29 protein-coding genes are annotated in these 25922 nt (G+C 65.8%); 18 read left to right on the top strand and 11 right to left on the bottom strand.

Annotation, left to right across the window (positions count from 1 at the left end; genetic code table 11):
• Nucleotides 1-53: 53 nt before the first annotated feature.
• Nucleotides 54-575, top strand: coding sequence for a DUF2505 domain-containing protein (locus tag ACQPXH_RS04665; RefSeq protein WP_433601113.1), 522 nt, complete (start codon nucleotides 54-56; stop codon nucleotides 573-575).
• A complete protein-coding gene (locus ACQPXH_RS04660; protein ID WP_433601112.1) occupies nucleotides 545-1348 on the top strand; it encodes a class I SAM-dependent methyltransferase in 804 nt (267 codons plus the stop codon). Before ACQPXH_RS04665 ends, ACQPXH_RS04660 begins: the two co-directional genes overlap by 31 nt.
• 174 nt (nucleotides 1349-1522) lie before the next feature.
• Here ACQPXH_RS04660 and ACQPXH_RS04655 read toward each other — a convergent pair whose 3' ends face one another.
• A complete protein-coding gene (locus ACQPXH_RS04655) occupies nucleotides 1523-1981 on the bottom strand; it encodes a hypothetical protein (protein WP_433601111.1) in 459 nt (152 codons plus the stop codon).
• 102 nt (nucleotides 1982-2083) lie between these two features.
• The gene (locus tag ACQPXH_RS04650) at nucleotides 2084-2692 is read right to left on the bottom strand and encodes a hypothetical protein (RefSeq protein ID WP_433601110.1); all 609 of its coding nucleotides are present in this window, start codon (nucleotides 2690-2692) and stop codon (nucleotides 2084-2086) included.
• 99 nt (nucleotides 2693-2791) lie between these two features.
• Between ACQPXH_RS04650 and ACQPXH_RS04645 the strand changes: the two genes are divergently transcribed.
• Nucleotides 2792-3520, top strand: coding sequence for an LmeA family phospholipid-binding protein (locus ACQPXH_RS04645; RefSeq protein ID WP_433601109.1), 729 nt, complete (start codon nucleotides 2792-2794; stop codon nucleotides 3518-3520).
• A gap of 39 nt (nucleotides 3521-3559) precedes the next feature.
• On the opposite strand, the gene deoC is transcribed toward ACQPXH_RS04645, so the two are convergent.
• Entirely contained in the window at nucleotides 3560-4246 is a 687-nt protein-coding gene (gene deoC / locus ACQPXH_RS04640) for a deoxyribose-phosphate aldolase (RefSeq protein WP_433601108.1), read from the bottom strand.
• 144 nt (nucleotides 4247-4390) lie between these two features.
• Here deoC and ACQPXH_RS04635 point away from each other — a divergent pair, with 144 nt between their 5' ends.
• Nucleotides 4391-4951 (top strand): GNAT family N-acetyltransferase, encoded by a 561-nt coding sequence (locus ACQPXH_RS04635; protein WP_433601107.1) that lies wholly within the window; start codon nucleotides 4391-4393, stop codon nucleotides 4949-4951.
• 399 nt (nucleotides 4952-5350) lie between these two features.
• On the opposite strand, the gene ACQPXH_RS04630 is transcribed toward ACQPXH_RS04635, so the two are convergent.
• Nucleotides 5351-5632: a hypothetical protein gene (locus ACQPXH_RS04630; RefSeq protein ID WP_433601106.1), complete on the bottom strand. Its 282-nt coding sequence runs from the start codon at nucleotides 5630-5632 to the stop codon at nucleotides 5351-5353.
• Nucleotides 5633-5725: 93 nt separating this feature from the next.
• Here ACQPXH_RS04630 and purU point away from each other — a divergent pair, with 93 nt between their 5' ends.
• Nucleotides 5726-6616 (top strand): formyltetrahydrofolate deformylase, encoded by an 891-nt coding sequence (gene purU, locus ACQPXH_RS04625; protein WP_040696337.1) that lies wholly within the window; start codon nucleotides 5726-5728, stop codon nucleotides 6614-6616.
• 5 nt (nucleotides 6617-6621) lie between these two features.
• Here the strand turns inward: purU and ACQPXH_RS04620 are convergent, their stop codons facing one another.
• Both ACQPXH_RS04620 and ACQPXH_RS04615 read right to left on the bottom strand, forming a co-directional pair.
• Nucleotides 6622-7260 carry an alpha/beta fold hydrolase gene (locus ACQPXH_RS04620; RefSeq protein ID WP_433601105.1) on the bottom strand — a complete coding sequence of 213 codons (639 nt, stop codon included), beginning with the start codon at nucleotides 7258-7260 and terminating at the stop codon, nucleotides 6622-6624.
• Nucleotides 7261-7290: 30 nt separating this feature from the next.
• Entirely contained in the window at nucleotides 7291-8541 is a 1251-nt protein-coding gene (locus ACQPXH_RS04615) for a cytochrome P450 (protein ID WP_433601104.1), read from the bottom strand.
• 134 nt (nucleotides 8542-8675) lie between these two features.
• Here ACQPXH_RS04615 and ACQPXH_RS04610 point away from each other — a divergent pair, with 134 nt between their 5' ends.
• Nucleotides 8676-10310: a GMC oxidoreductase gene (locus tag ACQPXH_RS04610; RefSeq protein ID WP_433601103.1), complete on the top strand. Its 1635-nt coding sequence runs from the start codon at nucleotides 8676-8678 to the stop codon at nucleotides 10308-10310.
• A 3-nt stretch (nucleotides 10311-10313) separates the two neighbouring features.
• Here the strand turns inward: ACQPXH_RS04610 and ACQPXH_RS04605 are convergent, their stop codons facing one another.
• The 4 genes from ACQPXH_RS04605 to ACQPXH_RS04590 all read right to left on the bottom strand — a co-directional run bounded on the left by ACQPXH_RS04605 (nucleotide 10314) and on the right by ACQPXH_RS04590 (nucleotide 13329).
• Nucleotides 10314-10610, bottom strand: coding sequence for a DUF2516 family protein (locus tag ACQPXH_RS04605; RefSeq protein ID WP_433601102.1), 297 nt, complete (start codon nucleotides 10608-10610; stop codon nucleotides 10314-10316).
• A 73-nt stretch (nucleotides 10611-10683) separates the two neighbouring features.
• Nucleotides 10684-11334 (bottom strand): heparin-binding hemagglutinin, encoded by a 651-nt coding sequence (locus ACQPXH_RS04600; protein ID WP_433601101.1) that lies wholly within the window; start codon nucleotides 11332-11334, stop codon nucleotides 10684-10686.
• Nucleotides 11331-11831 carry a helix-turn-helix domain-containing protein gene (locus ACQPXH_RS04595; protein WP_433601100.1) on the bottom strand — a complete coding sequence of 167 codons (501 nt, stop codon included), beginning with the start codon at nucleotides 11829-11831 and terminating at the stop codon, nucleotides 11331-11333. Before ACQPXH_RS04595 ends, ACQPXH_RS04600 begins: the two co-directional genes overlap by 4 nt.
• Before the next feature lie 166 nt (nucleotides 11832-11997).
• Complete coding sequence (locus tag ACQPXH_RS04590) at nucleotides 11998-13329, bottom strand: DUF445 domain-containing protein (RefSeq protein WP_433601099.1); 1332 nt, start codon at nucleotides 13327-13329, stop codon at nucleotides 11998-12000.
• A 234-nt stretch (nucleotides 13330-13563) separates the two neighbouring features.
• Here ACQPXH_RS04590 and ACQPXH_RS04585 point away from each other — a divergent pair, with 234 nt between their 5' ends.
• The 10 genes from ACQPXH_RS04585 to ACQPXH_RS04540 all read left to right on the top strand — a co-directional run bounded on the left by ACQPXH_RS04585 (nucleotide 13564) and on the right by ACQPXH_RS04540 (nucleotide 22375).
• On the top strand, nucleotides 13564-14244 hold the full coding sequence (locus tag ACQPXH_RS04585; protein ID WP_433603303.1) for a TetR/AcrR family transcriptional regulator: 681 nt from the start codon (nucleotides 13564-13566) through the stop codon (nucleotides 14242-14244).
• 360 nt (nucleotides 14245-14604) lie between these two features.
• Nucleotides 14605-16044, top strand: coding sequence for an ABC1 kinase family protein (locus tag ACQPXH_RS04580; RefSeq protein ID WP_433601098.1), 1440 nt, complete (start codon nucleotides 14605-14607; stop codon nucleotides 16042-16044).
• Nucleotides 16045-16071: 27 nt separating this feature from the next.
• Nucleotides 16072-17325, top strand: a complete 1254-nt coding sequence (locus ACQPXH_RS04575) for a saccharopine dehydrogenase family protein (RefSeq protein WP_433603302.1) — start codon at nucleotides 16072-16074, stop codon at nucleotides 17323-17325.
• A 60-nt stretch (nucleotides 17326-17385) separates the two neighbouring features.
• The gene (locus ACQPXH_RS04570; protein ID WP_433601097.1) at nucleotides 17386-18018 is read left to right on the top strand and encodes a class I SAM-dependent methyltransferase; all 633 of its coding nucleotides are present in this window, start codon (nucleotides 17386-17388) and stop codon (nucleotides 18016-18018) included.
• Between the two features lie 134 nt (nucleotides 18019-18152).
• Complete coding sequence (locus ACQPXH_RS04565) at nucleotides 18153-18572, top strand: hypothetical protein (protein WP_433601096.1); 420 nt, start codon at nucleotides 18153-18155, stop codon at nucleotides 18570-18572.
• A 3-nt stretch (nucleotides 18573-18575) separates the two neighbouring features.
• Nucleotides 18576-19241, top strand: coding sequence for a hypothetical protein (locus tag ACQPXH_RS04560; protein ID WP_433601095.1), 666 nt, complete (start codon nucleotides 18576-18578; stop codon nucleotides 19239-19241).
• The gene (locus ACQPXH_RS04555; protein WP_433601094.1) at nucleotides 19238-19933 is read left to right on the top strand and encodes an ESX secretion-associated protein EspG; all 696 of its coding nucleotides are present in this window, start codon (nucleotides 19238-19240) and stop codon (nucleotides 19931-19933) included. Before ACQPXH_RS04560 ends, ACQPXH_RS04555 begins: the two co-directional genes overlap by 4 nt.
• Nucleotides 19934-20048: 115 nt before the next feature.
• Nucleotides 20049-20894, top strand: coding sequence for a polyphosphate kinase 2 family protein (locus tag ACQPXH_RS04550; protein WP_433601093.1), 846 nt, complete (start codon nucleotides 20049-20051; stop codon nucleotides 20892-20894).
• Between the two features lie 126 nt (nucleotides 20895-21020).
• Nucleotides 21021-21812 (top strand): DsbA family protein, encoded by a 792-nt coding sequence (locus tag ACQPXH_RS04545; protein WP_433601092.1) that lies wholly within the window; start codon nucleotides 21021-21023, stop codon nucleotides 21810-21812.
• A complete protein-coding gene (locus ACQPXH_RS04540) occupies nucleotides 21809-22375 on the top strand; it encodes a vitamin K epoxide reductase family protein (protein WP_433601091.1) in 567 nt (188 codons plus the stop codon). Before ACQPXH_RS04545 ends, ACQPXH_RS04540 begins: the two co-directional genes overlap by 4 nt.
• On the opposite strand, the gene ACQPXH_RS04535 is transcribed toward ACQPXH_RS04540, so the two are convergent.
• A complete protein-coding gene (locus ACQPXH_RS04535; RefSeq protein WP_433601090.1) occupies nucleotides 22372-23490 on the bottom strand; it encodes a S1C family serine protease in 1119 nt (372 codons plus the stop codon). The genes ACQPXH_RS04540 and ACQPXH_RS04535 overlap by 4 nt on opposite strands.
• Nucleotides 23491-23599: 109 nt before the next feature.
• On the opposite strand from ACQPXH_RS04535, the gene ACQPXH_RS04530 reads away from it, so the two are divergent.
• Nucleotides 23600-24652 carry an NAD(P)-dependent alcohol dehydrogenase gene (locus tag ACQPXH_RS04530; protein WP_433601089.1) on the top strand — a complete coding sequence of 351 codons (1053 nt, stop codon included), beginning with the start codon at nucleotides 23600-23602 and terminating at the stop codon, nucleotides 24650-24652.
• Between the two features lie 46 nt (nucleotides 24653-24698).
• Nucleotides 24699-25913 (top strand): AI-2E family transporter, encoded by a 1215-nt coding sequence (locus tag ACQPXH_RS04525; protein ID WP_433601088.1) that lies wholly within the window; start codon nucleotides 24699-24701, stop codon nucleotides 25911-25913.
• Nucleotides 25914-25922: the final 9 nt, after the last annotated feature.

Genomic DNA, 25922 nt, shown 5'->3' with positions numbered 1-25922 from the left:
AGACCTACCGCCGAGCGATGGGGCGGCAGCCGGTCCCGGTAACGTAACCCCTCATGGCCCGCCGACTGGACTATTCCGCCCGCTTCCCGCTGCACACCACCAAGGAGCTGTACGCGGCGCTGTCGACCCGGGAGTACTGGGACGACCGGTGCGCGGAGATGTCGAAATTAGCGCCGGGCAGTGAAGTCGTCAGCCTCGATGTCAGCGATTCCGGTATCGAAGTCGTGCTCGATCACATCCTGCCGCGCGACATGCTGCCGGAGATCGCGCAGGCGGTCATGCGCAAGGACATGGTCATCACCCGCAAGGAGAGCTGGGGACCGTTCGACGAGAACGAGTCCGTCGGCAAGTTCTCGGCCTCGATACCGGCCGGGCCGGGCAGCCTCGGCGGCACCATTCGCCTGTTCCCCACCGATACCGGCTGCACCATGCGGTTCTCCTCCGAGGCCAAGGTGTTCATCCCGATGGTCGGCCCGCGACTCGAACAGCTGATGCTGGTCAACCTGGTCGACCTGTTCCGCGGCGAGGCCGAGCAGACAGTGAAGTGGCTGGAAGAGCAAAACCCGACCCGCTGAGACCGGTCGGCACCATCACCAGGGGCACCACCGGTGTCAACCGATTGCGACGCAGCGACCGCTGGCTGATCCACGACGAACTGGTCACCGGTCGACTGCGCAGTGCGGCCGATCCGCTGGTCGTCGATCTCGGTTATGGGGCGAGTCCGTGGACCACGCTGGAGTTGGCGGTCCGGCTGCGCAGGGTCCGCGCGGATGTGCGGGTGGTCGGGCTGGAGATCGATCCGGAACGGGTGGTGCCCGGCCGCGACGGCGTGATCTTCGCGCGCGGCGGATTCGAATTGGCCGGGCTGCGACCGGCGCTGGTGCGCGCGTTCAATGTGCTGCGGCAATATCCGGAAACCGCCGTTCCCGATGCGTGGGCCACCATCCTGTCCGGGATGGATCCGGACGGTTTGCTCGTCGACGGAACCTGCGATGAGCTGGGCAGACGCTGCGCCTGGGTGCTGCTGGATCGATCCGGTCCGCGCTCACTCACCCTGGCCTGGGATCCGTTCACGGTCGAGCGTCCGTCCGATATCGCCGAGCGCCTGCCGAAGGTGTTGATCCACCGCAACATTCCCGGCGAGCCGATCCACGCGCTCTTGACGGCCGCCGATCGCGCATGGGCCCGTGCCGCCCCGCTCGCCCCCTTCGGCCCCCGAGTCCGCTGGCGCACCGCCGCGGAATACCTGCGCCAAGAGGGTCTCCCCGTCCGCACTTACCGCCGCCGCATGCGCGACTGCGTCCTCTCCGTCCCCTGGCCCACCGTCGCACCCAACACAACCCCTTAGATCGAGATCAGGTGACACTGGTGGATCGGGCTTCTCGACCGATGCCGCCATAGATTCCACCTGATCTTGAAATGGGGTGCTCGTCGGGTACGGTGGCTCAGGGTGGTTTGGCGTCCTGTGGTTTTGCTGGGTGATGATGGGCGCGTCGGTGCCGTACCCGGCCTACTTTCGCAGTCAGGTGGGCAGGCCCATAGCTTCCAGTCTGCGGCGGCCAGTCGAACCCCTTGCGGTCCCGAGACCATTCGCGTACAGGCCGAATACCGGGCGGGCGTCGTGGTCGAACTGCGCGCGAATCCAATGCACCAATGCCGGGAACTGCCTGGTGATATCCGCACCGGGTCCGACCGTGACGGGATAGCGCAGCCGACCCGCCCCGGCCTGCGCGATATCCGAAATCTCGCGCCACCGCCGCGGTCCTGGCAGGTCTATCGCGAGCACGTCGGCACCCCATCGCAGTAGCGGCCGCAGCGGGGCGAGTTCGGCCGCCGCCCCGATGACGATCACCCGGAAACCGGGCAGCGACAACCACTCCGGATGATCGATCACCCGCTCCACCGCCGCTGCGAAGGCGGGCTCGATAATGCCACGGCGACGCCAGTCGGTGAGCTGCTGCCACAGCGCCTCCTCGGCCAATAGCGTTCCGCGGAATGGAATTTCGAGTCGGGACGCCGGGCAAAACCGGAGATCGATCGAATTGATAGCCGAATCGGATCATTCGCGGCTTCACCGCGCCGATCACGCGGCGGTGAGAGCCCGGCGCACGCGAGCCGCCGCACGCGGGGGCAGTCGCACACTCGCGGAACGGATTTCATCGGCACCGCAGCGGTGGATGGCGACCGCGTCGCCGACCACCTCATTCAATGCGGGTTGCCCGATAGCGGCCTCGGCCAGATCGAGCACCGTGCGCACGGGCGTGGTCACCATAAATCCACCCGCGGGTTCGAGATCGGCCGGAATCAGCGGGCGGCGCAGCACCACCAGTCGCGGGGTGACCGGCGGCCGTCCCGCACCGACCGACATATGCAGGAAGCGCGGCCGTAGTCGCCCGAGTCCGTGCAACTCCGCAGCACTCTGATGCGATACCGCGGCGGCGCCGTCGAACCAGGCCGCCCACATGGCGTATTCGTCGAGCGGGCCGGTCGGCCAATCGGCCAGCCGCAATACTCCGACCCCGGCCCGCGTCACCGAGCCGTCGCCGAGACCGGCGCGAACGTGGGCCTCACATCCGGCGCGCAGCACCTGCCTGGTAGTGAAGAACCCGGCATGGCGTTCGGCCGATCGCCGCAGCACACGCCACCCGTGCTCGGTGGAATCGAGTGCGCGGCCCGCCGCATCGCCAGCCATGTCGACCAGGCTACGCTCGAACTCTGTGTCGCATGTCACAATCGAACCCCTCACAGCGCCCTCAGAACGAGCACAGAAACGTGGGGAAGAATCGAGCGCATGAGTACGAAGAGCCCATCCACCCTGACGGTAAACCGGCGCGCCCTGGTGATCGCCCTCGTTGTGGTAGCGATTCTGCTCGCTACCGTGCTGGTCGGCGGGGAGGCATACGCGCGATACCAGGTTTCACGGTGCATCAGCACACAATTCGAGAAGGATATGGGTTCGAAGATCGATGTGAGCTTCGGAGCCAAACCCATGCTGATCACCTGGATCGACGGAAAGGTCGATCAGGTGAAGGTGGACAGCGACGATTCCAAGTTCGGTCCGGCCGTCGGCATGGTGGTGCACGCCAGGTTCAACAATGTCGATGTCAGCAATAGCGGCAGCGGCAGCACCGTCGGCAGCTCGTCGGCCGATGTCACCTGGGGCAACGACGGCATCCGGGAAACGCTCGGCGGCCTGGTCAGCGGCGTGTCGTCGTCCGCGTCGACCGGGATGCTGACCCTGGATGTGCTGGGCGGCCTCGCGCAGTTGCAGGTGAAGCCGGAGATCAAGGACGGCACCGTGCAGGTCGAGACGAAGTCGGCGGCGCTGCTCGGGATGGGGATACCGACCGATCTGGTGTCGGGCATCGTCGAGGTGTTCACGCAGAGTCTGCAGAGCTACCCGCTCGGTCTGAAGGCCACCGAGGTCAAGGTCACCGATAATGGCATCGCGGTGAAGCTCGCGGGTGGGCGGACCGAACTGCCCGCCGCGCAGGACAGCAGCGGCAGCGTCAGCTGCTGAACGTCGTCGAATCCACAACCCTGATTGTCGGACTCGGGATCAGGCGGGGAATCCCGCCAGCACCGCACGGGATTTCGAGAGTCCGAGACGGGTCGCGCCCGCCGCGATCAGTTCGGCGGCGGCCTCGGCGGTGCGGATGCCGCCGCTGGCCTTCACACCGAGCCGCCCGCCGACGGTCTCGGCCATGAGCTGGACGGCGTGCACGCTGGCACCACCGGAGGGGTGAAATCCCGTGGAGGTCTTCACGAAATCGGCACCGGCACGTTGGGCGGCGCGGCAGACCTCGACGATCGCAGCATCGGAAAGCACCGCCGATTCGATGATCACCTTGAGCACCGCGCGATCCCCCATCGCCTCGCGCACCGTCACGATGTCGGACAGCACCGCGCCGTAATCGCCTGCGCGCGCGGCTCCGACATCGATCACCATATCGACCTCGGCCGCGCCCTGTTCGACCGCGAGACGCGCCTCGGCCCCCTTGACGAGCGAATGGTGCTTCCCAGAAGGGAATCCGGCGACCGCCGCGACCACCACGCCGGACGCTCGAATCGGCAACATGGACGGCGATACGCAGATCGCGTACACGCCGAGTTCGCTTGCCTCCGTGACCAAAGCGTTCACCTCCGCGGCCGTCGCCTCCGGCGCCAGCAGCGTGTGATCGATCATGGCGGCCACTTCGGCCCTGGTCAGCGACGCGGAATTTGCCACAGGGTGAGAGTCTGGCATACCGGTGGCGAATTCCATTGCGCGCCTGGCGACACATCGCGCACACTCGATACTGTCGGTGGAGCTACGGACATCGCTTTGCGACTGCCCAGCCGACAGTTGCGCAGTTGCGGATGGCCCATTCGTTCGGGAGGAGACGACACCGTGCTGATCCGTCGCGAACGCGCCGACGATGCCGCCGCGATCGCGGCCGTCCACCGCAGCGCCTTCGGACCGCAGTACGCGAATACCGATAACGACCGGGAGACGGCCGAATTCACCGACGACAGCGCCGCGGACCCACCCGAGGTCGACCTCGTCACCCGGCTGCGCAGCGACTCCGGCTGGATCCCCACCCTCTCGATGGTCGCCGTCGAATACGACACCGTCATCGGCCATGTCTGCCTCACCCGCGCGGGTGTCGGCCCGTTCCCGGTGCTCGCGCTCGGCCCGATCGGCGTCCTGGCCGAACATCAGGGCAATGGTGTCGGCGCGGCCTTGATGCACGCCGCCATCGGCGCCGCCGACGCCCTCGACGAACCCCTGATCGGTTTGGCCGGAAGCATCGACTACTACCCCCAATTCGGCTTCACCCCCGCCGCCCGCCTCGGCATCACGCCCGATGAACCGGCCTGGGTTTCCCACTTCCAGGTGCGGGCGTTGTCGGCGTACGACTCGCAGATCACCGGCGAATTCCGTTACGCGGAGCCGTTTTACGAACTGTAGTCCGGCTGGGGCCAGGAGCCAGGAGCCAGGAGCCAGGAGCCAGGAGCCAGGAGCCAGGAGCCAGGAGAACCTAACGGAAGTTGGGGATGCCAGCAGGAGTTGGGGATGCCAGCGGGAGTTGCAGACACCAGCAGGAATTGCAGACACCAGCAGGAATTGCAGACACCAGCAGGAATTGGGGATCCACGCGATGTCGGGGGCGCCCCGGTCATCGGGAGGTCCAGGTGGGTTGGCAGGCGCGGCTTGGGATGCGGCCCCAGGAACGCCGAGGCCTGGAATTCACACAACAGCTCACCAGGTGGCGCTTCCGATACAGCCAGGGCGGCCGACTTCAAGATCACCATGTAATGGTGGAGGCAAACGTCGAGAGTTGCGCTCCAGGAATACATTCTCGGCGGGTCAGGGGTGGTGGTGGAGGAGGAGGTGGTAGAGGTAGGAGCGTTCGTGGTTGCGGGAGACCCAGGCGCCTTCGGGTGGGAGGGGGCCTTGGCCGGGGTCGTCGAAGGGGCGGCTCAGGACTTCGCCGGAATCGGTGCAGATCGACCAGCCGAAGTCCGGGAGGCGGCGGCACCAGAGGTCGTGATCGATGCGCTTGTAGGACGGGTAGCCGTAGGCCCAGCCATCGCGGACGAATTCGTACGTCAGCCCATCGAGCTGTCGTACGAACTTCACCCGCGTCACATTTCCATTGTCGGCTTTCCCGCGACCTTCGCTCAACACTTGCCCGGGGCGGGGTGCCGCAGGTGCGCATAGTCGACCTGGGAGGATTAGCCCATGAGTTCCGCTCCACCTGTCCTGGACGACCGACGCTTCGTGCTCACCCTCGGGTGCCCGGACCGTCCGGGCATCATTGCCAGGATCACCTCCTTCATCGCCGAGTTCGGGGGGTCCATCGTGGAGGCGGGCTACCACTCCGACCCGGATATCGGCTGGTTCTTCACCCGTCAGGCGATCAAGGCATCGACGGTGCCGTTCGGTATCGCGGAACTGCGCGACCGGTTCGCCGGGGTCGCGGCCGACTTCGGCCCGGAGACCGAGTGGCAGCTGCTCGACTCCGGTGAGCGTCGCCGGGCCGTACTACTGGTCAGCAAGGACGGCCACTGCCTGCACGACCTGCTCGGACGCGCCGCGAGCGGTGAACTGCCCGCCACCATCGAAGCGGTGATCGGCAACCACCCGGACCTCGCCGGGATGACCGAGGCGCACGGGGTGAAATTCCACCACGTGCCGTTCCCGAAGGATCCGGCCGAACGCGGCCCGGCCTTCGAGGAGGTGCGCGCCCTGGTCGATGCTCACGATCCGCACGCCGTCGTCCTGGCCCGCTTCATGCAGGTGCTCCCCGCCGAACTCTGCGAGCACTGGGCGGGCAAGGCGATCAATATCCACCACAGCTTCCTGCCATCGTTCGTCGGCGCTCGGCCCTACCACCAGGCCTTCGCCCGCGGCGTCAAGCTGATCGGCGCGACCTGCCACTACGTCACCGCCGAACTCGACGCGGGCCCGATCATCGAACAGGACGTCATCCGCATCGACCACGCCGACGAGGTCCGCGATATGGTCCGCCAAGGCCGCGACATCGAGCGCGTGGTCCTGGCGCGCGGCCTCCGCTGGCACCTCGAGGGCCGCGTCCTGGTCCACGGCCGCCGCACCGTGGTCTTCTCCTAGGAGGCCTACCCCGCTGCCTTTGCGGGCTGACGCACCGAATCGAGGACCAGCTCCAGTTCCTCGTTGAACCGCTCGTGCATCTCGGTATTTCCCAGATGCCCCTGCGGGAGCACCTCGTATTTGACCAGACTGCCGGTCTCCCTGAGCATTTCGGCGATTCGCTCGGCGTGCACCGGCGGCGTCATATCGTCGAACTCACCGGCCAGGATTGTGGTCGGCACGACGAGGCTTCGGGCCGATTCACCGAGATCCAGTTCGGCGAGCAGGATTCCGAATTTCGCACGGACGCGGGCCGGGCAGGAGCGGACGACGGCCAGGCTGTAGTCGACTACGTCGCCGGTGCAGCGCGGGCTCATGATCTGCCGGGTGAAGGCCCACTTGACCGGGGCCATCGGCGGGAAGACCAGCGGAGAGCCGAGGCCTAGTCGGCCTATCTTGTGCGGCAGCCGAATTCGCCGATTGAGCAACGGGAGTGGTGCATTGAAGAACGGCAGGACAGTCGTCTCGGCGATCAGTCGACTCGGCGCGGTGTTGGTCAGCAGTACTGCACATGCCTGCTTCGCGACGCGATCCGGATAGCGTCCGGCCCAGGCCTGCAGGCGCAGGCGGTCGCGTCGATGGCTACCCGCGCACGCAGCGAGCACTCGATACGCCCCTGCCATCCCCAACCGGGCTCAGGCGCGCAGCTTGACGGGCATGGAGCGGTAGGCGTGCAGATTGCGCAGGGGATGTGGGATCGGTGGACCGTCCAAGGACAGATCCGGGTATCGCTCGAACAGGGCTCGCAGCGCGATGGAGCCCTCCAATCGAGCCAGCGTGGCTCCCAGGCAGCCGTGCACCCCGCTGCCGAACGCAAGGTGATCCGCGGCATTGGCCCTGGTCACATCGAATCGTTCGGGATCAGGGAAGACGGCGGGGTCGTAGTTGGCGCCCGCCAACGACAGCAGGACCAGGGAACCGGATTCGACGCGCTGATCGGCGAGGTCGACCTCGCAGTTCGTGACTCGGCCCGTCATCCGCACCGGACCGTCGTAGCGCAAGACTTCCTCGACCGCGCGTGGCCACAGCTCCGGCTGTGCCGCCAGCAGTTCCAGCTGGTCCGGATGGCTTGTCAGCAGGGCGATTCCATTGCCGAGCATATTCACCGTCGTCAAGAATCCAGCGTCAAGCAGCAGCGCCGCATTGGCCATCTGCTCGCGACGGGAGAGCTCGCCACCTGTCACCAGCATGCTGAGCACGTCGTCGGCCGGTTCGGCGGTGAGCCGGTCGAGGTGTTGGTCGAAGTACCGTTGGGCCTCGGCCAAATCTTCGATGGCGTGGCGGTAAGTGCTCCAGCTCAGGCCGCGTTCGAGCAGCGGCGCACCGGAATCTCCCCACTTCAGCAGGGTCGAATGCATGTGCGCGGGCAACCCGAGAATCTCGGCGATGATCGCGACCGGCAACTGTGCGCAATAGTCGACGATCAGATCCGGCCGCGGCTTCGATTCCAGGCGTTCGAGCAGGTCATCGGTCACTTCGACAACCCGCTCACGCAGTTTGGCGATCGCCCTCGGGGTGAATGCCTGCCCGACCAGGCGACGATAGCGGGTGTGGTCCGGCGGGTCGGTCACCAGCATCGAGGGCGGCTCCGCGAGGTTGGGCAGTCCCGGATCCGTTTTGGTCATCACCCAGCGGATCGGCTTGGGCAAGGCCGAATGGTCGGGCCTGACCTGGCTGAAGCGACGGTCGCGCAGGATGAGTCGGCACAGTTCGTAGTCCGCGGTCACGCGCAAACCCGACATCCTGGGTATCCGGCCCCGCCGCCGGATCTCCTCGACGTACTGCGACGAACCGAGCAAACGATCCGCACCGACGGCGATCTGCCCCAGGGGGTCGCCCCGGCGCGCCGCCCAGAGCAGGTAGAACCGTGGCAGGCCATGCATCATCAGCCACCGGATCCATACGCGTATCAAGATCTCGTCACCTCCCACTCCCCCTTTTCATATGATAGATAGCCGCTATGGGCGCAGCGACGCTGTCGGCGCTGATGGAGCGACCTTCGGATCAGATGAGAGGCACCATGGACAGGCGCGGTTTCGTCAAGGGCGCTGGCCTGGCGGCGACGATGCTGGGTCTTGCGAGTGGCACCACGTTTGCGGCGTGGGCAGATGATTCGTGGGCAAACGATTACAGCCCGAGCCCGAAATCACCGGTGTACCGCACGCTGGTGCCGGAGATCTTCGCGCCGCTGCCGGATCCGGCCGATCATCTGCCCGCCGTCGTCATCGGATCCGGATTCGGGGGGGCGATCGCCGCGCTGCGTCTGGCGCAAGCCGGGACCGAGGTCACGGTGCTCGAGCGAGGGTCACGCTGGCCGAACGATCCGTGGCGCAATATCTTCGCCAACGACACGATTCCGGATGGCCGCGGCTTCTGGCATCGCACGACCTTTACCGGCGCGAACAGGCTCACCGTGCAGATCGATCCGTTCGGCGGGGTTCTCGACGTTTCCAGCTACCCGGGCATGGACGTATGGCGCGGTGCGTGTGTGGGCGGTGGCTCGGTGGTGTTCACCGGAGTGATGATCGAGCCGGAGCAGCGGTTCTTCGACCACGTCTTCCAGGGGGTGGTCGACTACCGCGAGATGCACGACATCTTCTACCCCAGGGTCCGAAATACGTTGCGGCTGAGCCCGATACCGAACGACATCTACGACTCCTTCGCGTTCACCCACGCACGGGGCTGGGACGAACAGTTCCGTGCGGCCGGCTATACACCGCAGCGCATCGACGGCAGTTGGAATTGGGACGTCATCCGCGACGAGCTGACCGGACGATCGACGCCGTCGGCCACTGTCGGCTGTTCGAACCTCGGCAATTCCAACGGCGCGAAGTTCGATCTGAACCAGAACTACCTGCGTTATGCCGAGGACACCGGCCGTGCCCAGATCTATCCCGGCCATCGCGTGGACGCCATCGGCGAGGAGTCGGGTCGCTATACCGTCGCCGTGACCAAACTCGCGCCCACCGGCGAGGTGCTCCGCATCCGCACACTGACCTGCGACAAGCTGTTCCTTGCCGCGGGCTCGGTCGGCACCTCCGAACTGCTGGTGCGCGCGCGGGCGACGGGCGCGCTGCCGAATCTGAACGAGCACATCGGCGAAGGCTGGGGCGGCAACGGCGATGTCGCGTTGGCGCGGCCTGCCAGCTCGGTCGCGATAGGGACCCAGGGCACGCCGTCTGCGAGCCGGATTCTGGACGAGACGGGCGCACCCGTATCGCTGGAAAACTGGTTCGTGCCCGGCACCACGCCCTTCGACGTCGGCATTGTCGCGTCGCTGGGCATAGTCCTCGACGACACCCGCGGCCGGTTCGTCTACAACCCCACCGACGGGAGCGTGAACCTGCAGTGGCCACCCGACGGCGCCGCCGGCTACCTGGCCCACGCGCGGGAAGTCAACAACAAGGCGACCTGCAACTGCCCGTCCAACGCCCAACCAGCCTTGGAGGCGGATGCCTCGTTCACCTCACATCCGTTGGGCGGCGCAGTGATCGGACGCGCGACGGACCCCTACGGTCGGGTGCGTGGCTATCGAGGCCTGTACGTGATGGACGGGGCGGCTGTGCCCGGCAGCACCGGAACAGTGAACCCGTCGTTGACGATCAGTGCGCTGGCCGAGCGCAATATCGAAGAGATCATTCGTTCCGGCGAGTAGTCACTACCAGCGCGGCCCGCGCTGAATCTCATCCACCTTCGGCCGCACATCGGCGAGGTATACGCCGGTCGCGATAATCGACACCAGCGCAAGCAGACTCGTGACGCTCAGCGAGAGCAACAGGAACAGCAGGGCCGCGCCGAGGATGGCGATCCAGATCGGTTTGGTCAGCTTGTCGACCGCGGTGAAGGCGTCCGGGCGCTGGCGGATGGCGTGGATGAGCGCGAAAATTGTCGCGCCGAGCGCCAAGAGCCGCAGTCCGTACAAGATCCAGCTGGCCAATCCGTGCACTGTGTCCACCAGCCCATCATAGGAGCAACGACCCCGCACACGTCGGTGTGCGGGGTCGTCAGCGTGGAGAGGGGGAAGGGCCTCAAGCCTTCTTGGGAGCCGCTTTCTTGGCCGGAGCCTTCTTGGCGGCAGGCGCCTTCTTGGCCGGCGCCTTCTCCGGGGCGACGCCCTCGGCGGCGGGCTCGGTCTCGGTGGTCACCTCGACGACCTCGGCCTCGACGACCGGCCCGACCTCGGCCTCTTCTTCTTCCTTGGCCGGGCGGCCGATCAGCTCGTTGACCTTGGCGAGCGCATCCTCGGCGCGGCTGGCCGCATCCTTGTACAGCGTCTCGACGCGCTCGATCTGATCCTCGACCAGGTGGTTGGCGCGCAGCCGCTCGACGGTCTCCTCGCCGCGCACGGCCAGATCCGCGTACAGGTCCAGGACCTGGGTGTAGTACTTCTCGGCGAGCGCCTTCAGCTCCTCCGAGGTGAACTTCTCGCGCAGCTCGGCGAGATCCTCCGGCAGCTCCGATGGCAGGCCGGACAGCCGCTCGCGCAGCGTCTCGAACTGGGCCCGGACATCGGCGGGCACGTTGGCGAAGCGCTCGCGGGCCTCATCCACGCGACCGCTGACATCGGTGGAGGCGGCGCGCTCACGCACCTGGGTGACCGCATCGACAACCGCGGCGTACACGGCGTCACCGGCACCGACGGTTGCGAACAGTGGCTTGATGTTTGCGTTTTCGGTCATTCTTCGTTCTCCTGGCGTGGCGGAGTTGGTGATGTGCTCGGAACGTCGCTGTCCCACTCGTTCCCCCCTGGTTCGCTTCCTCCGTTTTCCCGGCGAAACGATTCATAGATTTCCAGCAGCACCTGCTTCTGCCGTTCGCTGATCGACGTATCGGCAATCAGGGCATCCCGGACCGGACTGTGCGGCCGCTGCTCGAGATAGCCGGCGTGTACGTACAACACCTCCGAAGAGACGCGCAGTGCCTTGGCGATCTGCGCGAGTACTTCGGCGGACGGATTACGCAATCCGCGCTCGATCTGACTGAGATACGGATTGCTCACTCCCGCCAGGGTGGCGAGCTGACGCAACGAGACTTGCGCAGCTTCTCGCTGTGCCCTGATGAAACCTCCGATGTCGTGTGCCGCGTTGGCCACACGCGCCGCCTTTTCGCCGACGCCGCTGGATCTCTCCTGTGAATCATCGGTGTACTCGGCGGAACCTTCGGGCTGGTCTGCCATCACTCACCTTCTGGCGGTTGTACGTTTCCAATTCTAAAGCAGAGTGCTAGCTATTGCAAGCACCCTGTAAGCACCCCTCCGGCGCTGCGCGCTCTGTCCGATTCGCGGCATTCACGGCCCACCATGCAGGCTGCCGCCTCCAGGACCCGAGTTCACGCCGCGATGCTCAGCCGCCGAACATCAAATGCGAAATCGTGTAGATCACCAGCCCTGCCAGCGATCCTACGACCGTGCCATTGATGCGAATGAATTGCAGATCACGTCCAACCTGCAATTCGATCTTCTTGCTAGCTTCCTCGGCATCCCACCTGGCAACCGTGTCGGTGACCAGAGTGGTGATCTCCCCCGCATAGTTTTCCACCAGATACCGCGCACCGCGATCGATCCAATCGTCGACTTTGGCGCGCATCTCGGCATCGTCGCGCAGCCGCTCCCCGAGCTGCTGCACATTCTCGGCGACCTTGCGCCGCAGCGTGGAGTTCGGATCGTCGGCCGATTCCAGGATCAGCCGCTTGGCCGCGCGCCAGGTCGCCTCGGCCATGCCGGTGATCTCCTCGCGACCCATGATCTGCGCCTTGATCCGCTCGGCCTTTTTGATCATGGCCTCGTCGTGCTGCAGGTCGTAGGCGAATTCCTCGAGGAACCGATTCGCCGCGAGCCGCACCTCGTGTTCCGGATTCGATCGCACCTTCCAGGTGAACTCGACGAGTTCCCGATAGATCCTTTCTGAAAGCAGAATGTTTACGAATTTCGGAGCCCACTGCGGCGCATCCCGCAAAACGATCCGGTCGATCGTTTCCTGCGAACCGAGCGCCCACTGGTGCGCACGCTCGGCAAGCATGTCGAGCAGCGGCAACTGCCGATTGTCGGCGAGCAGTTCGGCGAGCACCCGCCCGATCGGCGGACCCCACAGCGGTTCGGCGATCCGCTTGACGATGGTGTTGTCGATGACCTGCTCGACATCCTCGTCCCGCAGCACCCCGACCACCGCGCGCAGAATGGTCGAACTCTCCTGGGCTACCCGGCCCGCATGTCCGGGATCGGCCATCCAGCGCCCCACCCGCCAGGAGACCTGCGCCGAATTCACTTTCGCCGAGACCACGTCCGGGGCAAGGAAATTCGATCCGACGAAGGCGCCGAGACTGGCGCCGAGCTGATCTTTCTTCTTCCTGATGATCGCGGTATGCGGGATCGGCAGGCCGAGCGGATGGCGGAACAGCGCGGTCACGGCGAACCAGTCGGCGAGTGCGCCGACCATACCCGCCTCGGACGCGGCCCGCAGGTAACCGACCCAGTTATCACCCGCACCGCGCGATTCCAACCAGCGGCAGAACAGATAGACCGCTGTCGCGAACGCCAACAACCCGGTGGCCAGGGCCTTCATCTTGAACAGATCGCGGCGCTTGCCCGCCTCGTCGACGAAGGCCGCGAAACTGGTCGGTGGTGCGGACGACGTAGGCGCATCCAGCACCGCGATGTTGCCGGGAGCTTTCTCCATGACACCCATTCTGCTGTGTGTTGCCGACCGGCCTCCGGGCCGATCGCAAGCGACACGGAACCGACGCCGAATGGCCCGATTATGTGCAACCTGTCGCAACCAACACCCAAACGCGCATGTCGGTCCTTGCCTGGACCTAAGCTGGTGGTCCACGAACCCATACAAACGAGGGAGCTGACGCTGTCCACCGATGACCTTGTCGATGTCGGCGAGCTCGCCGAACGACCGGCGGCGGTGCGCACCGGCCGGACGGACGGACGCAAGCGCCGATGGCGGCAGCACAAGATCGACCGTCGCGAAGAGCTGGTCGACGGCACCCTCGCGGCTATTCGCACGCGGGGCAGCAATGCGGGCATGGACGAGATCGCCGCGGAGATCGGCGTCTCCAAAACCGTGCTCTACCGCTACTTCTCGGATAAGAACGACCTGGTCCACGCGACCATGCAGCGGTTCATCGAGACCACGCTGATGCCGCGGGTGTACGAGGCGATCAGCCTCGACGCGGACGAGTACCACCTGGTGCGTTCGGCCCTCGCCGCGTATGTCGGCACGGTCGACGAGGATCCCGAGGTCTATCGGTTCATCATGGGCAACGGCTCGACCGATCAATCCTCGCTCGCCGAATTCGAGAAGCTGTTCGCCGACGTCGTCACCACGATCATCGTCGATCGCAGCGCCGAGTACGGCTTCCAGACCGAGGGCGCACAACTGTGGTCGTATGTGCTCGTCGGCGGCATCCAGCTGGCGACGCACTGGTGGAGCACGGACAAGGCGATGTCGCGCGAGGAAGTCATCGACTACCTGACCATGATGGCCTGGAGCGCCATCGAGGGCATGGCGCGCGCGGGCGGCTCCCGGGCGATCTTCAACGCCCAGTCGCACATCCTGCCGGACCCGCCGCAATCCGGCGCCTGAGCGAGCGATCAATCGACACAGCCGCAATAGCGGTCAATCGACACAGCCGCAATAGCGGTCATGCCGGAGCCGAGCGTCAGCGAGGTGGAGGCATGAGCGCTAGCTCGTGAGCGCCAACTTATCAATCGCCCGACTTCGCGCGCTAACAGGGCGCTAGCTGGGGCGCTAGCTGAAATAGTGACGGCGGTCTCGACATTGCCGCGAGGTTGGCTACTCTGAAGCCGAGCGGTACGCGGGTGTCCCACGTCGCCGCCCCGCGCGCTCTGCCTCATCGCGGTCCGCGCCGGGCGCTACATCGTTACGCAAGCTACCGCCTGCGCGCCCGTCGCGCCGACCGCCGGCACCAATGGAGGTACCTCGATGGCGAAGCAAGTGCCGACTTCTCGGCTTGCTCGTGGCACCAAACTGGGGGCGGTGGTAGCCAGTTCGGTAATCCGAACCCAGCGCACACGCCTGTCCATGCGGGGCCGGTCGGCGGCCGTGCGCTCGAAGATGGCCGAGGAGTCCATGATCCGCACCACCGAGCAGGTGGTCACGGTCCTCGGGACCATGAAGGGCGTGGCCATGAAGCTCGGCCAGATGATGTCGGTGCTCGATCTCGATCTGGTGCCCGAGAGCCATCGCGAACGCTTCCAGAAACGACTCGCCGTGCTGCGCAACGCCGCGCCAACGGTGTCGTTCGAGTCGATGCGGCAGGTGATCGAGGAGGACTACGGGCAGCCGCTGGACGCGGTATTCGCCGAATTCCAGCCCGAGCCCATTGCCGCGGCCTCGATCGGGCAGGTTTATCTGGGGCGACTGCACGACGGAGCTCGGGTCGCGGTGAAGGTGCAGTACCCGGGCATCGATGCGGCGGTGCGCGCGGATCTCGAGAATCTGGCCATGTTCCGGCGCGTATTGCAATCGGCGATGCCCTGGGTCACGCCCGCCGTGCTCGACGAGCTGCGGCGGAATATGGAGAGCGAACTCGACTATCACGCCGAGGCCGCCACCCAGCTCCAGATCGCCGAGCTCTACGCCGGACATCCGTTCATCATCGTGCCGCGCTCACTGCCCGAACTCAGTACGACGCGGGTGCTGGTCAGTGAATATGTGGCGGGCAAGGGATTCGAGGAGATCCGGCAGTTGCCCGCGGCCGAACGCAATCGGATCGGCGAGATCATCTACCGCTTCTATGTCGGTTCGCTGTTCAGCTTCAACGAATTCTGTGGTGACCCGCATCCGGGAAATGTGTTGCTGGCCGACGACGGCCGGATCGGCTTCCTCGATTTCGGCCTGTTCAATCGGATGGATCCCGAACATGTGCGGTTCGAGACGATCTGCCTGCGCGCGGCGGCCGAGGATCGGGCAGAAGACCTGCGGCAGTTGATGATCGAGCGCGGCGTGATCGACTCGCCCGATGAGATCGGCGCCGAGGAATGCCTGGAATACGTGCTCGCGGCCTCGGAATGGTGTCTGCTCGACGAAGAGCTGACCATTACTCCGGAGCTGGCCAGCGGTGCGTTTCTGCTCGCGGTGGATCCGCGAGCCAGTGAATTCGCCGGGATGAAACAGCAGAATCTGCCGCCGGAGCACCTGTTTTCGCGGCGTGCCGACTTCCTCACTTTCGGCATGCTCGGTCAGCTCGAATGCACCGCGAACTGGCACAAGATTTCCCGCGAATGGCTCTACGACGAGGCGCCGGTCACCGATTTGGGTAAGACGCACAGGGAGTGGTTGATCGAGCGCAAGCCGATGCCGACCAAGAAACCGCGGGCGCGAGCGAAGAAGCCGACCACACGCGGTTCCGCTACCAAATAATTCACCACAGCAGCTATCGAACGGAAGATCATGGCAGACAACCGAGAATTCGACCTAGTGCTGTTCGGCGCAACGGGTTTCGTCGGCAAGCTCACCGCGGAGTATCTGCTCGGCGCGGCGCCCGCCGAGGCGCGCATCGCACTGGCGGGACGCTCGCTCGACAAATTGACAACGGTCCGTGACCAACTCGGCCCGAACGCCGCGAATTGGGGTCTGGTAGTCGCCGATTCGACCGACCAGGCCGCACTCGACGCACTCGCGGCGCGGACCACGGTTGTGGTGACCACCGTCGGCCCGTACCTGCGCTACGGCATCCCGCTGGTGGCCGCGTGCGCGAAGGCCGGGACCCACTACGCCGACCTCACCGGTGAGGCGCTGTTCATCCGGGACGCGATCGATCGGTACCACGAGCAGGCGGTGGAGACCGGCGCGAAGATCGTGAATTCCTGTGGCTACGACTCGATTCCATCGGATGTGAGTGTGTACCAGCTGTACCAGCGAACGGTCGCGGACCATACCGGCGAACTCGAGGACACCACCCTGATCGCGTCGCTGAAGGGCGGGGCGAGCGGCGGCACCATCGACTCGCTCCGGGCCATGATGGAGGCCATAACGGCCGACCCGTCCAAGGGGAGGGTGTTGAGTCACCCGTATTCGCTCAGCCCGGACAAGTCGATGGACCCCGATGTGGGCCGCCAGTCCGATCAGGCGCTGCAGCGGGCGAACTCCATCGACCCCAGCTTGGACGGCTGGGTCGGCACCTTTTTCATGGCCGCGCACAACACCAAGATCGTGCGCCGCACCAACGGCCTGCTCGGCTGGGTCTACGGCAAGAACTTCCGCTACCGCGAGGTGATGAACGCGGGCAAGTCGGCCGCGGCGCCGCTGGTGGCCGCCGGTATGGCGGGCGGCATCGTGGCGACGATGGCGGCCGGTGCGGTGCTGTCGCGAGTCGCGGTGGGGCGCAAGCTGCTCGACCGGATCGTGCCCAAGCCCGGCACCGGGCCGAGCGAACAGGCGCGCACCAGTGGCTGGTTCACCATGAAGACCTACGCGCACACCTCTTCGGGCGCGAAATATGTGGCGACCTTCTCCGGCACCGGCGATCCCGGCTACCAGGCCACCGCCGTCATGCTCGGACAGGCCGGACTGTGCCTGGCATTCGACGGTGCGAAGCAGCCCGAATTGGCCGGCATCCTCACCCCCGCGGCCGCGATGGGCGACGCACTCACCGATCGCCTGCGTGCCGCGGGCATGACCATCGACGTCGAACGCACGTAGTTCGGAGACCAACCGAGGAGCTCGGATGAAATTGCCGCCTGCGGACCCGAGGGCGGTGCGGTGAATCTCGCTCGACGCACCATGAACGCACCCGCCCTCGCCGCGATCTATGAAAAGGCCTGGCGGCCCGCGCTGTTCTATCTGGCCAGCGGCCGCAGCACAGCCGCCGACCGTCGCGACGCCGTCACCACACTGCGTCTCGACGGGTCCAAGAAGGTGCTCGACATCGCTTGCGGTCCAGGCAACTTCACTCGCTATCTGAGCAATGCCCTCGATGGCGACGGCTTCGCCATCGGTCTGGACTACTCCGAGCCGATGCTGGCCCGAGCCGTCACCGATAACGCGGGTCCGCGCGTCGGTTACCTCCGTGGCGACGCGCGCACCCTGCCCTTCCCGGACGGCACCTTCGACGCCGTCTGCTGCTTCGGCGCGCTCTATCTGATCCCCGACCCGATCGCGGCGACCCGCGAAATGATCCGCGTCCTCGCCCCCGGCGGCCGCATCGCCATCACCACCAGTCACCGCGCCGACAACCCGTTCGGCCGGGCGAGCCGGGTCGTCGGCGGCTGGAGCGGACTGCGCGTCTTCGACGACGAGACCTTCCCGAAACTCTTCGCCGAAGCGGGCCTGATCCATATTGATCAACAGGTCCACCGCCTCCTGCAATACATCAACGCCACCCGCCCGCTCTAGGGAGCCACTTTGTCGTGCGCCACATCACATGGGTGCGGCGTCGAGGGACGAGCACAAGCGGGTTCCACCGGTCGGTACCGAACGGTAAGGTGCCCGCAAGCGGTGGGTGGACCGAACGTGAGGGGGCGACCGAGATGGCGGTACCGGATACCGGTCAGCGGATGGCCAGGCAGTTGTATGCCGCCGCTACCGGAACCAGCGGCGGGGAACCCTTCGAGTTGGCCGAGGACGTCGCCGAAAACCTCGCCGCCGCATGCGACAAGCTCGTCGAGGACCTACAAAAGGCAACGGCCACCGGACATCTCGTCACCGAGGTATCCGGTTTTCCCGACCTACCGACGGGCCACGGCCTGGCAAAAGGCTTCGGCGACAAGGGCACTCAATTCCTCGACACCGTCACCGCATTCCAGGAAACGGCCCTGCTGTACAAGGCCGCCTATCTGGCCGCGGGAAAACGTTTCGAGGATGCCGAGGCCGCACATCGTGCCGCGCTGCAACTGATCACCGATTACCTGGAGTCGCCGCGCGGCGAACAGATCGACGGAAGCCACTGACCCATGGCCGATTCCGTCACCAGGGCCGCCGCCGACGCCATCCGGGTCCAGCAGCGCGCTGTCGCCGCCTCCGCCGGATCGGCAAGCGGCGGAACCGATCCCCCGTACGCACCCGAGCGCGAACTGTTCGGCGCCTATACGCACCAGGAGATCTGGGATCTGGTGCACGAGGTCATGGATCCCGCGGCTCTCGGCCGGGTCGCCGATGCCTGGCGCGCCGATGCCACCGTGGTCGCCGAGGCATTCCAGGCCTTCTCCGATGCCACAAATCGCGAATTCGCGCACTGGTCGGGTCGTTGCGCCGATGCCGCGCTGCGCGCCACCCGCGAATTCGTCCGCGCCGGTACCGAGGCGCATGATGTCTGCCGCGCGGTGCAGCGCCTGATGGAGCTCAATTCCGAGGCGGCACAGGCCATCCGAGCGGCGATTCCGCCGCCGCCGCAGTATCGTGCTCTGGAAGATCCCGCCGCCGAAGCGATCCACGGCGGACAACGCAGGATGGACCACGACATGGCCGCTGCTACGGCGCAGGCCGATGTCCAGGACACGATGACCTATGTCTACACCCCGATCATGCCCGCGTCCGGCGACCGTGTCCCTCGATTCACACCGCCGCCCGACGGCCCACAGATCGCGCGGCCGAATGCCGGCAGCGGGGGCACACGGTGAAATGGGTATTCACCCCGGACGAATTCACGCACGTCTGGGAGAACGAAACAAACCTGGACCGCCGCCCCTACCCAATCGATCTTGCACCGGCCGCCACGGCCCGCACCGAATCCGAATACACCGCACTGCGACTACCCCAGCGCTTCGCCCGCCAGGCCGATGCCGATCTGTCCGCCGCGCTCATGCTGTGCGCCCGCTCCGATGCCACCACCATCACCGTCTCCGGTGAGTCGGGCGCCAAAAGAATCCTCGTTTTCGCCGCGGTGGTGCACAACCACGCGGGCATTCTGATCGCCGATATCGACAAGGTGACGGTGCGCATGTGCCACGTCCGCAGCCTCGGCAAACATCTGGTGGAGATCATCGGATCGGCCGAGCCGGGCAAGCTCGCGCCCATGCGGGAGCCGCAGGACGCGGTCCTGAACTCCGACGAAGGCGACAGCGCGACCAACGGCCATCGCCGCGCCGCCCGGTTCCGCCAGATCCTGCGAAAACCGGTGGACGGTCGCGGCTTCATCACCGTGACCGTGGAACCGGAAAACCCGATGTCGCCGCCCACCCGGCACCGCAGCTGGCTCGATTTCACCGGTGATGGACGCTATCTACTCACCACCGCATATGAGCTGACCCTGACCCCGGTCACCGACGAGGATTTCGCCGACCAGCTACTCCGCCTAGCCCAAATCCGCTGACCCCACCGCCGGGCAGTTGACAATCGCCCCGCCGCAGCATCAGCGACCACGACGGAATGTCTTACGAGCGACCGTTCGCGGCCACGCGGCCAAAAACACCACATAAGATTTACCGATGGCGAAGAAATGGTCTCTGCCGCCCGTCGAGGCCCTGCGGGCCGATGGTTTGCGCATCGCTGATCTCGACGCCTCCGGCACGCCCGGATTCAAAGGTGACAAGAAACAGGCCCAGAAGCTGCTCATCGAACGCGCCGGTGTGCTCTCGGATCTGCAGGAGAAGCTTTACGCCAATGGCCGTTCCGGCGATACCCGCAGCGTGCTGCTGGTGCTGCAGGGGATGGATACCGCAGGCAAGGGCGGCATCGTCCGCCACGTCATCGGTTCGGTGGATCCGTCCGGCGTCGACCACGCCTCCTTCGGTGTTCCGACCGAGGACGAGAAGAGCCACCACTACTTGTGGCGCATCCGCAAGGCGCTGCCGCGCGCCGGCCAACTCGGCGTCTTCGACCGCTCGCACTACGAGGACGTATTGGTCGTACGGGTGCACAATCTGGTGCCGCCCGAGGTCTGGGAACCGCGCTACGGCGAGATCAACGCCTTCGAGCGGGAACTGGTCGACCAGGGCACCACGCTGGTGAAGGTCGCCATGTTCGTCTCCCTCGACGTGCAGAAGAAGCGGCTGCGGGAACGGCTGGACCGGCCGGATAAATACTGGAAGTTCAATCCCGCCGATATCGATGAGCGCGGCTACTGGCCCGCCTATCAAGAGGCCTACCAGGTCATGCTGGACCGAACGTCGACCGACTACGCCCCATGGCATGTGCTCCCGGCCGACCACAAGTGGTTCGCCCGCCTCGCGGTCACCGAACTGCTGATCGACGCACTCGACGGGCTGAAACTCGACTGGCCACCAGCCTTGTTCGATGTCGAGGAGCAGCAGCGCCGCCTCGCCGAAGCCTGACCGAGGTTCCTCTCAGGTTGACCACGGATGATGTGGCCGTGCCCGTCCACGCCCCTAGGGAGTTCCGGATCTACCATCGTGGCGGCAGGTAACCGGCAGGCAAGCGAAAGGCGTGGTGAACGCACGGTGAGCAATAAACCGGGTGGTAAAACGAATCCGCTCGCGGCGGCGGAGCGCGCCGACCGCAACCGCAAGATCCTGATCCAGGTGGGTGTGGCCGTCGTGCTGATCGGGCTCATCGCGGCCATCGGCATCGGTATCGCGGTGAAGAACGCGAACAAGAACGATCTGGGCGCCACCCCGTCCATCGCCGCCGCCGTGAGCCAGCTACCCAATGGCGCCACCGCGACCATCACCGATAACGGTGCGGTCCGCATCGGGAAGCCGGATTCGAAGGTGACCGTCCGGGTCGTCGCCGACCTGCAGTGCCCGGCCTGCAAGGCCTTCGAGGCCGCCAACGCCCAAGTCATCAAGGACGCCGTCGACAATGGCACGGCCATCGTCGAATACAACATCATCTCGTTCCTGGACAAGGCCTCGACCACGAAGTACTCCTCGCGCGCGGCCAATGCGGCGTATTGCGTCGCCGAGGCGGATCCGTCGAAGTACCTCGGCTGGTTGGCCACCATGTACGAGCTGCAGCCCGCCGAGGGCAGTGCGGGTCTGACCGATGACCAGCTGATCACCATCGCGAAGGGCGCAGGCCTTCCCGATTCGGTCGGGCAGTGCATCAAGGACAACAGCTACAACAAGTACATCGGCGCCAAGACCAAGGATGTGCTGAACAGCGGCGTCCAATCCACACCGACGGTCTTCGTCAATGGCACCCAGGTGAACAGCCAGGACCTCGCCTTGTCGAACGGTCAGTTCAAGCCCGATGCGATGGCAGCGGTCATCGCGGCGGCCGCGGCCAAGTGAACAACACCTCTTCCAGGGCCGCCTGGGTGTTGCTGATCGGCGGGCTGGCCGGGTGGCTCGCCTCGGTCACGCTCACCATCGAGCGGTTCAAGCTGTTCACCGATCCGAACTACCGGCCCTCGTGCAGCATCAACCCGATCCTGTCCTGCGGCAGCGTGATGACCACCGAGCAGGCCGCCGCATTCGGATTTCCCAATCCGATCATCGGCATCGTCGGCTTCTCGGTGGTCGTCACCCTCGCGGTGCTCGCGGTCGCCGATGTGCGCTTTCCGCGCTGGATCTGGGTCGGGCTGTGGGCGGGGACCGTGCTCGGCACGGTCTTCATCTGCTGGCTGATCTTCCAGAGCCTGTACCGGATCGGCGCGCTGTGCCCGTACTGCATGGTGGTGTGGGCGATCATCACGCCGCTGCTCGCGGTGGCCACCGAGCAGGTGTGGGGTGGTGCGCGCGGGCCGATGCGGATCGTCGTCGAGTGGCGGTGGACGTTCGTCGCGGTGTTCTACGCCGTGGTGCTGCTGCTGGTCTTCCTGAAGTTCCAGGATTACTGGCTGTCGCTGGTCTAGTTCGGTGTGCCCAGCGCGAGCACCACGGTGATCGTGCGCTGTGCTCCGCCTGCGCCGAGGACATCCAGCTGAACGGTGTCATCCGGCTTGTGCACATTGATCGCGGCCCGCAGGGCCTTCGCGGTGGTGATGTCACGGCCGTCGATCGAGGTGATGACATCGCCCTCGACGAGCCCGGCGGCGTAGGCCGGAAATCCGTTCAGCGCGATATCGATCTTCGCCCCGCTCGGTTTCGCGTCGGAGATCAATACGCCGAGCGTCGCGGTCGGCCCGATGTGCACAGTTTCGGTGGGCGTGCCGGAACGGATCTGGCCCACCACCCGCATCGCGGTGTCGATCGGCACCGCATAGCCGTTCGGGGTGCGCCCGACCTCGTGTGAGGTCTCCCCGGACGCGGCGGTGATCACGCCGACCACCGTGCCATCGGGATCGGCGAGCGCACCGCCGGACTGTCCCGCGGTGACCGGCGCCGCGATCTCCACCATCCCGGTCAGCGATTTGCGGGTCAGATCGGAGGCATTGAGCGCGACGATCGTGCTGTTCAGATCGGTGATATTGCCCTGGATCGAGGTCGGTGTGCCGCCCGCGCCGCCCGCATTGCCGATGGCGAGCACATCCTCGTGCACGCGCAGCTCGGCGGAACGGCCGATGCGTGCGATCGTCAGATCGGTGGCACCGGTGAGTTCCAGCAGCGCGATATCCGCACCGGCGTCGTAACCGAGCACCGTCGCGTTGTAGACGATGCCGTTGCCGACATCGGTGACCGTCACGGTTTCGGCCCCCTTGACCACATGATGGCTGGTCAGCACCTGTCCGTCGGTGGTAAGCACGATCCCGGTTCCGGCCGCGCCGACTCCGAACGGCCGCGCGGACGTGCTGATATTCACCAGCGCCGGTTCGACGGCATGTGCGACCGCCACCGGGTCCAGCGGCGGCAGCGGCTCGAGCAGGGCGGGCGGGGAGTTGTCCGCACCCGAGGACGACGACCAGTCGGGCAGTTCACCGCGGAAACCGAAGAATGCGGCCACGGCGAGCAGGAAGGTCGCGAACAGCGTCAACGCACGCCCGCCACCGGCTCGCTGCCTCTCGGTCGCGCGGTACCGCTCGTCGTCCATGCCGCTCTCCCGCCTCCGGCTGGGCCTTTGACCAATTCCATTGTGGCCGGAGATCGTTATTCGGCGATGAGTTTGGCAAACCTCCGCTGCGGCGGGTAGGCATGTAGGCATGAGCGTTGCTGCTGCGTATGCGATGTCCGCGCCCGATGGGCAATTCGAGAAGCTCACGATCGAGCGACGCGAGCTCGGACCGCGGGATGTGCTGATAGATGTCAAATACGCGGGCATCTGCCACTCCGATATCCACACCGCCCGCGGCGAATGGAGCGGCGCCAAATACCCGTGCGTCCCCGGCCACGAGATCGCGGGCATTGTCGCCGCGGTCGGTCCGGAGGTGACCAAGCATCGGGTCGGTGATCGGGTCGGCGTCGGCTGCATGGTCGATTCCTGCGGCGTCTGCGCTCCCTGCCTGGCCGGTGAGGAGCAGTACTGCGACAACGGGGCCACCATGACCTACAACGCCGGGGTGGACTCGTCGATCCAGCCGGGTGGGTACACGATGGGCGGCTATTCGACCCAGGTCGTGGTGACCGAGAACTTCGTGCTGTCGATTCCGGAGGGCATCGGACTCGATGTGGCGGCGCCGCTGCTGTGCGCGGGCATCACGCTGTTCTCCCCGCTGCGCAACTGGAATGCGGGACCGGGTAAGAAGGTCGCGATCATCGGCATGGGTGGACTCGGGCACGTCGGGGTGAAGATCGCCGCGGCGATGGGGGCCGAGGTCACCGTGCTGAGCCATTCGCTCGGCAAGCGGGACGACGGCAAACGCTTCGGCGCGCACCACTACTACGCGACCGACGATAAGCAAACCTTCCGCCAGCTGCGCAACAGCTTCGATCTGATCCTCAATACGGTCTCGACCGATCTGCCGACCAACGACTACCTGCGCCTGCTGAAGCTGGACGGCACCCTGGTGATTCTCGGCCTGCCCGAGAACCCGTTGAGCGTCAACCCGTCCCTCATCATCGGACGCAGGCGGGCGCTGGCCGGTTCGAGTATCGGCGGTATCGCACAGACCCAGGAGATGCTGAACTTCTGCGCCGCACACGAGATCGGCGCGGAGATCGAGCTGATCTCGGCCGACGAGATCGATGGCGCCTACGACCGGGTCGTCGCCAGTGATGTGCGGTACCGGTTCGTGATCGACGCCGCAACGATCTAGTCCGTGTCGCTGCGCCGATTCGTCGCCGGTTCGCTAGCTTGGCGATGTGTCTGCGGATGAAGAGCAATCCCCGCCCGCCGAAACGGCGGTGGTCACCGCCGATGTGACCGCGGGGCCGCCGCCGTGGCTGTTGCGCGCGTTCCTGCTCGCGGCGGCGACGGTGGCGGGGTTGGTATGCGGCTTCTGGGTTCTGCAGAAACTGCAGGGTTTCCTCCTGGTGCTGCTGGTTTCGCTGTTCCTGGCCTTCGCCATCGAGCCCGCGGTGAATTGGCTTGCCGCGCGCGGTGTCCGGCGCGGGCTGGCGACCGGGGTGGTGTTCCTGGTGCTGGCCGTCGGCACCGTCGCCTTCGTGTGGACGCTCGGCGCGCTGCTGGTCGATCAGGTCACCACCCTGGTCAAGAACGCGCCCGATAACGCGGATCAGGCCGTCGAGTGGGTCAATCGCACCTTCAAGACGAATCTGTCCGGCAACGATCTACGCAAGTATCTCGGTGAGTGGAGTTCCACCATCGACCGCTATCTGGTCGGGCTGGCGGGGAATGCCTGGGGTGTCGGCACCGCCGCGATCGGCGCGATCTTCCAGTCCCTCGGTGTGCTGTTGTTCACCTACTACTTCGCCGCCGACGGACCGCGCTTCCGCAATGCGGTCTGCTCGCTGCTGCCGCCGCACCGCCAGCGACATGTATTGCGCGCCTGGGATATCGCCGTCGACAAGACCGGCGGCTATATCTATTCGCGCGGACTGCTCGCACTGTGCTCGACGATCGCGCACTATGCCGCACTGCGCATCCTCGATGTGCCGTCCGCATTCGCCCTCGCGCTGTGGGTCGGCGTCGTCTCGCAGTTCATTCCGACCGTCGGCACCTATCTCGCCGGAGCACTGCCGGTGCTCGTCGCGCTGGTGCACGGCCCGTCCACCGCACTGTGGATTCTGGGCTTCATCGTGGTGTACCAGCAGTTCGAAAACTATGTCCTGCAACCGAGAATCACCGCGACCACGCTGGATATGCATCCGGCCGTGGCATTCGGTGCGGTCATAGCGGGTGCGGCGATACTCGGGCCGACCGGCGCGCTGCTGGCGATTCCGGTGACCGCGACGGTGCAGGCGTTCGCGGGCGCCTACATCCGCCGCTATGAGGTCGAGGCGGACAGCGATACCGAAAAGCCTGAGCCGCCGCCGAAGAAACGACGAAAGTGGACACGTCAGTTGACCATTCGCCTCAGCGGCAGGCGGATATCGCTTCGCGGCGGCGGCGGATGACAGATGCTG

The organism is Nocardia sp. CA-135953, assembly GCF_050955735.1.
GTDB lineage: Bacteria > Actinomycetota > Actinomycetes > Mycobacteriales > Mycobacteriaceae > Nocardia.
Note: the sequence above shows the minus strand (reverse complement) of the source record. Positions and strands in the feature narration are given on the sequence as shown.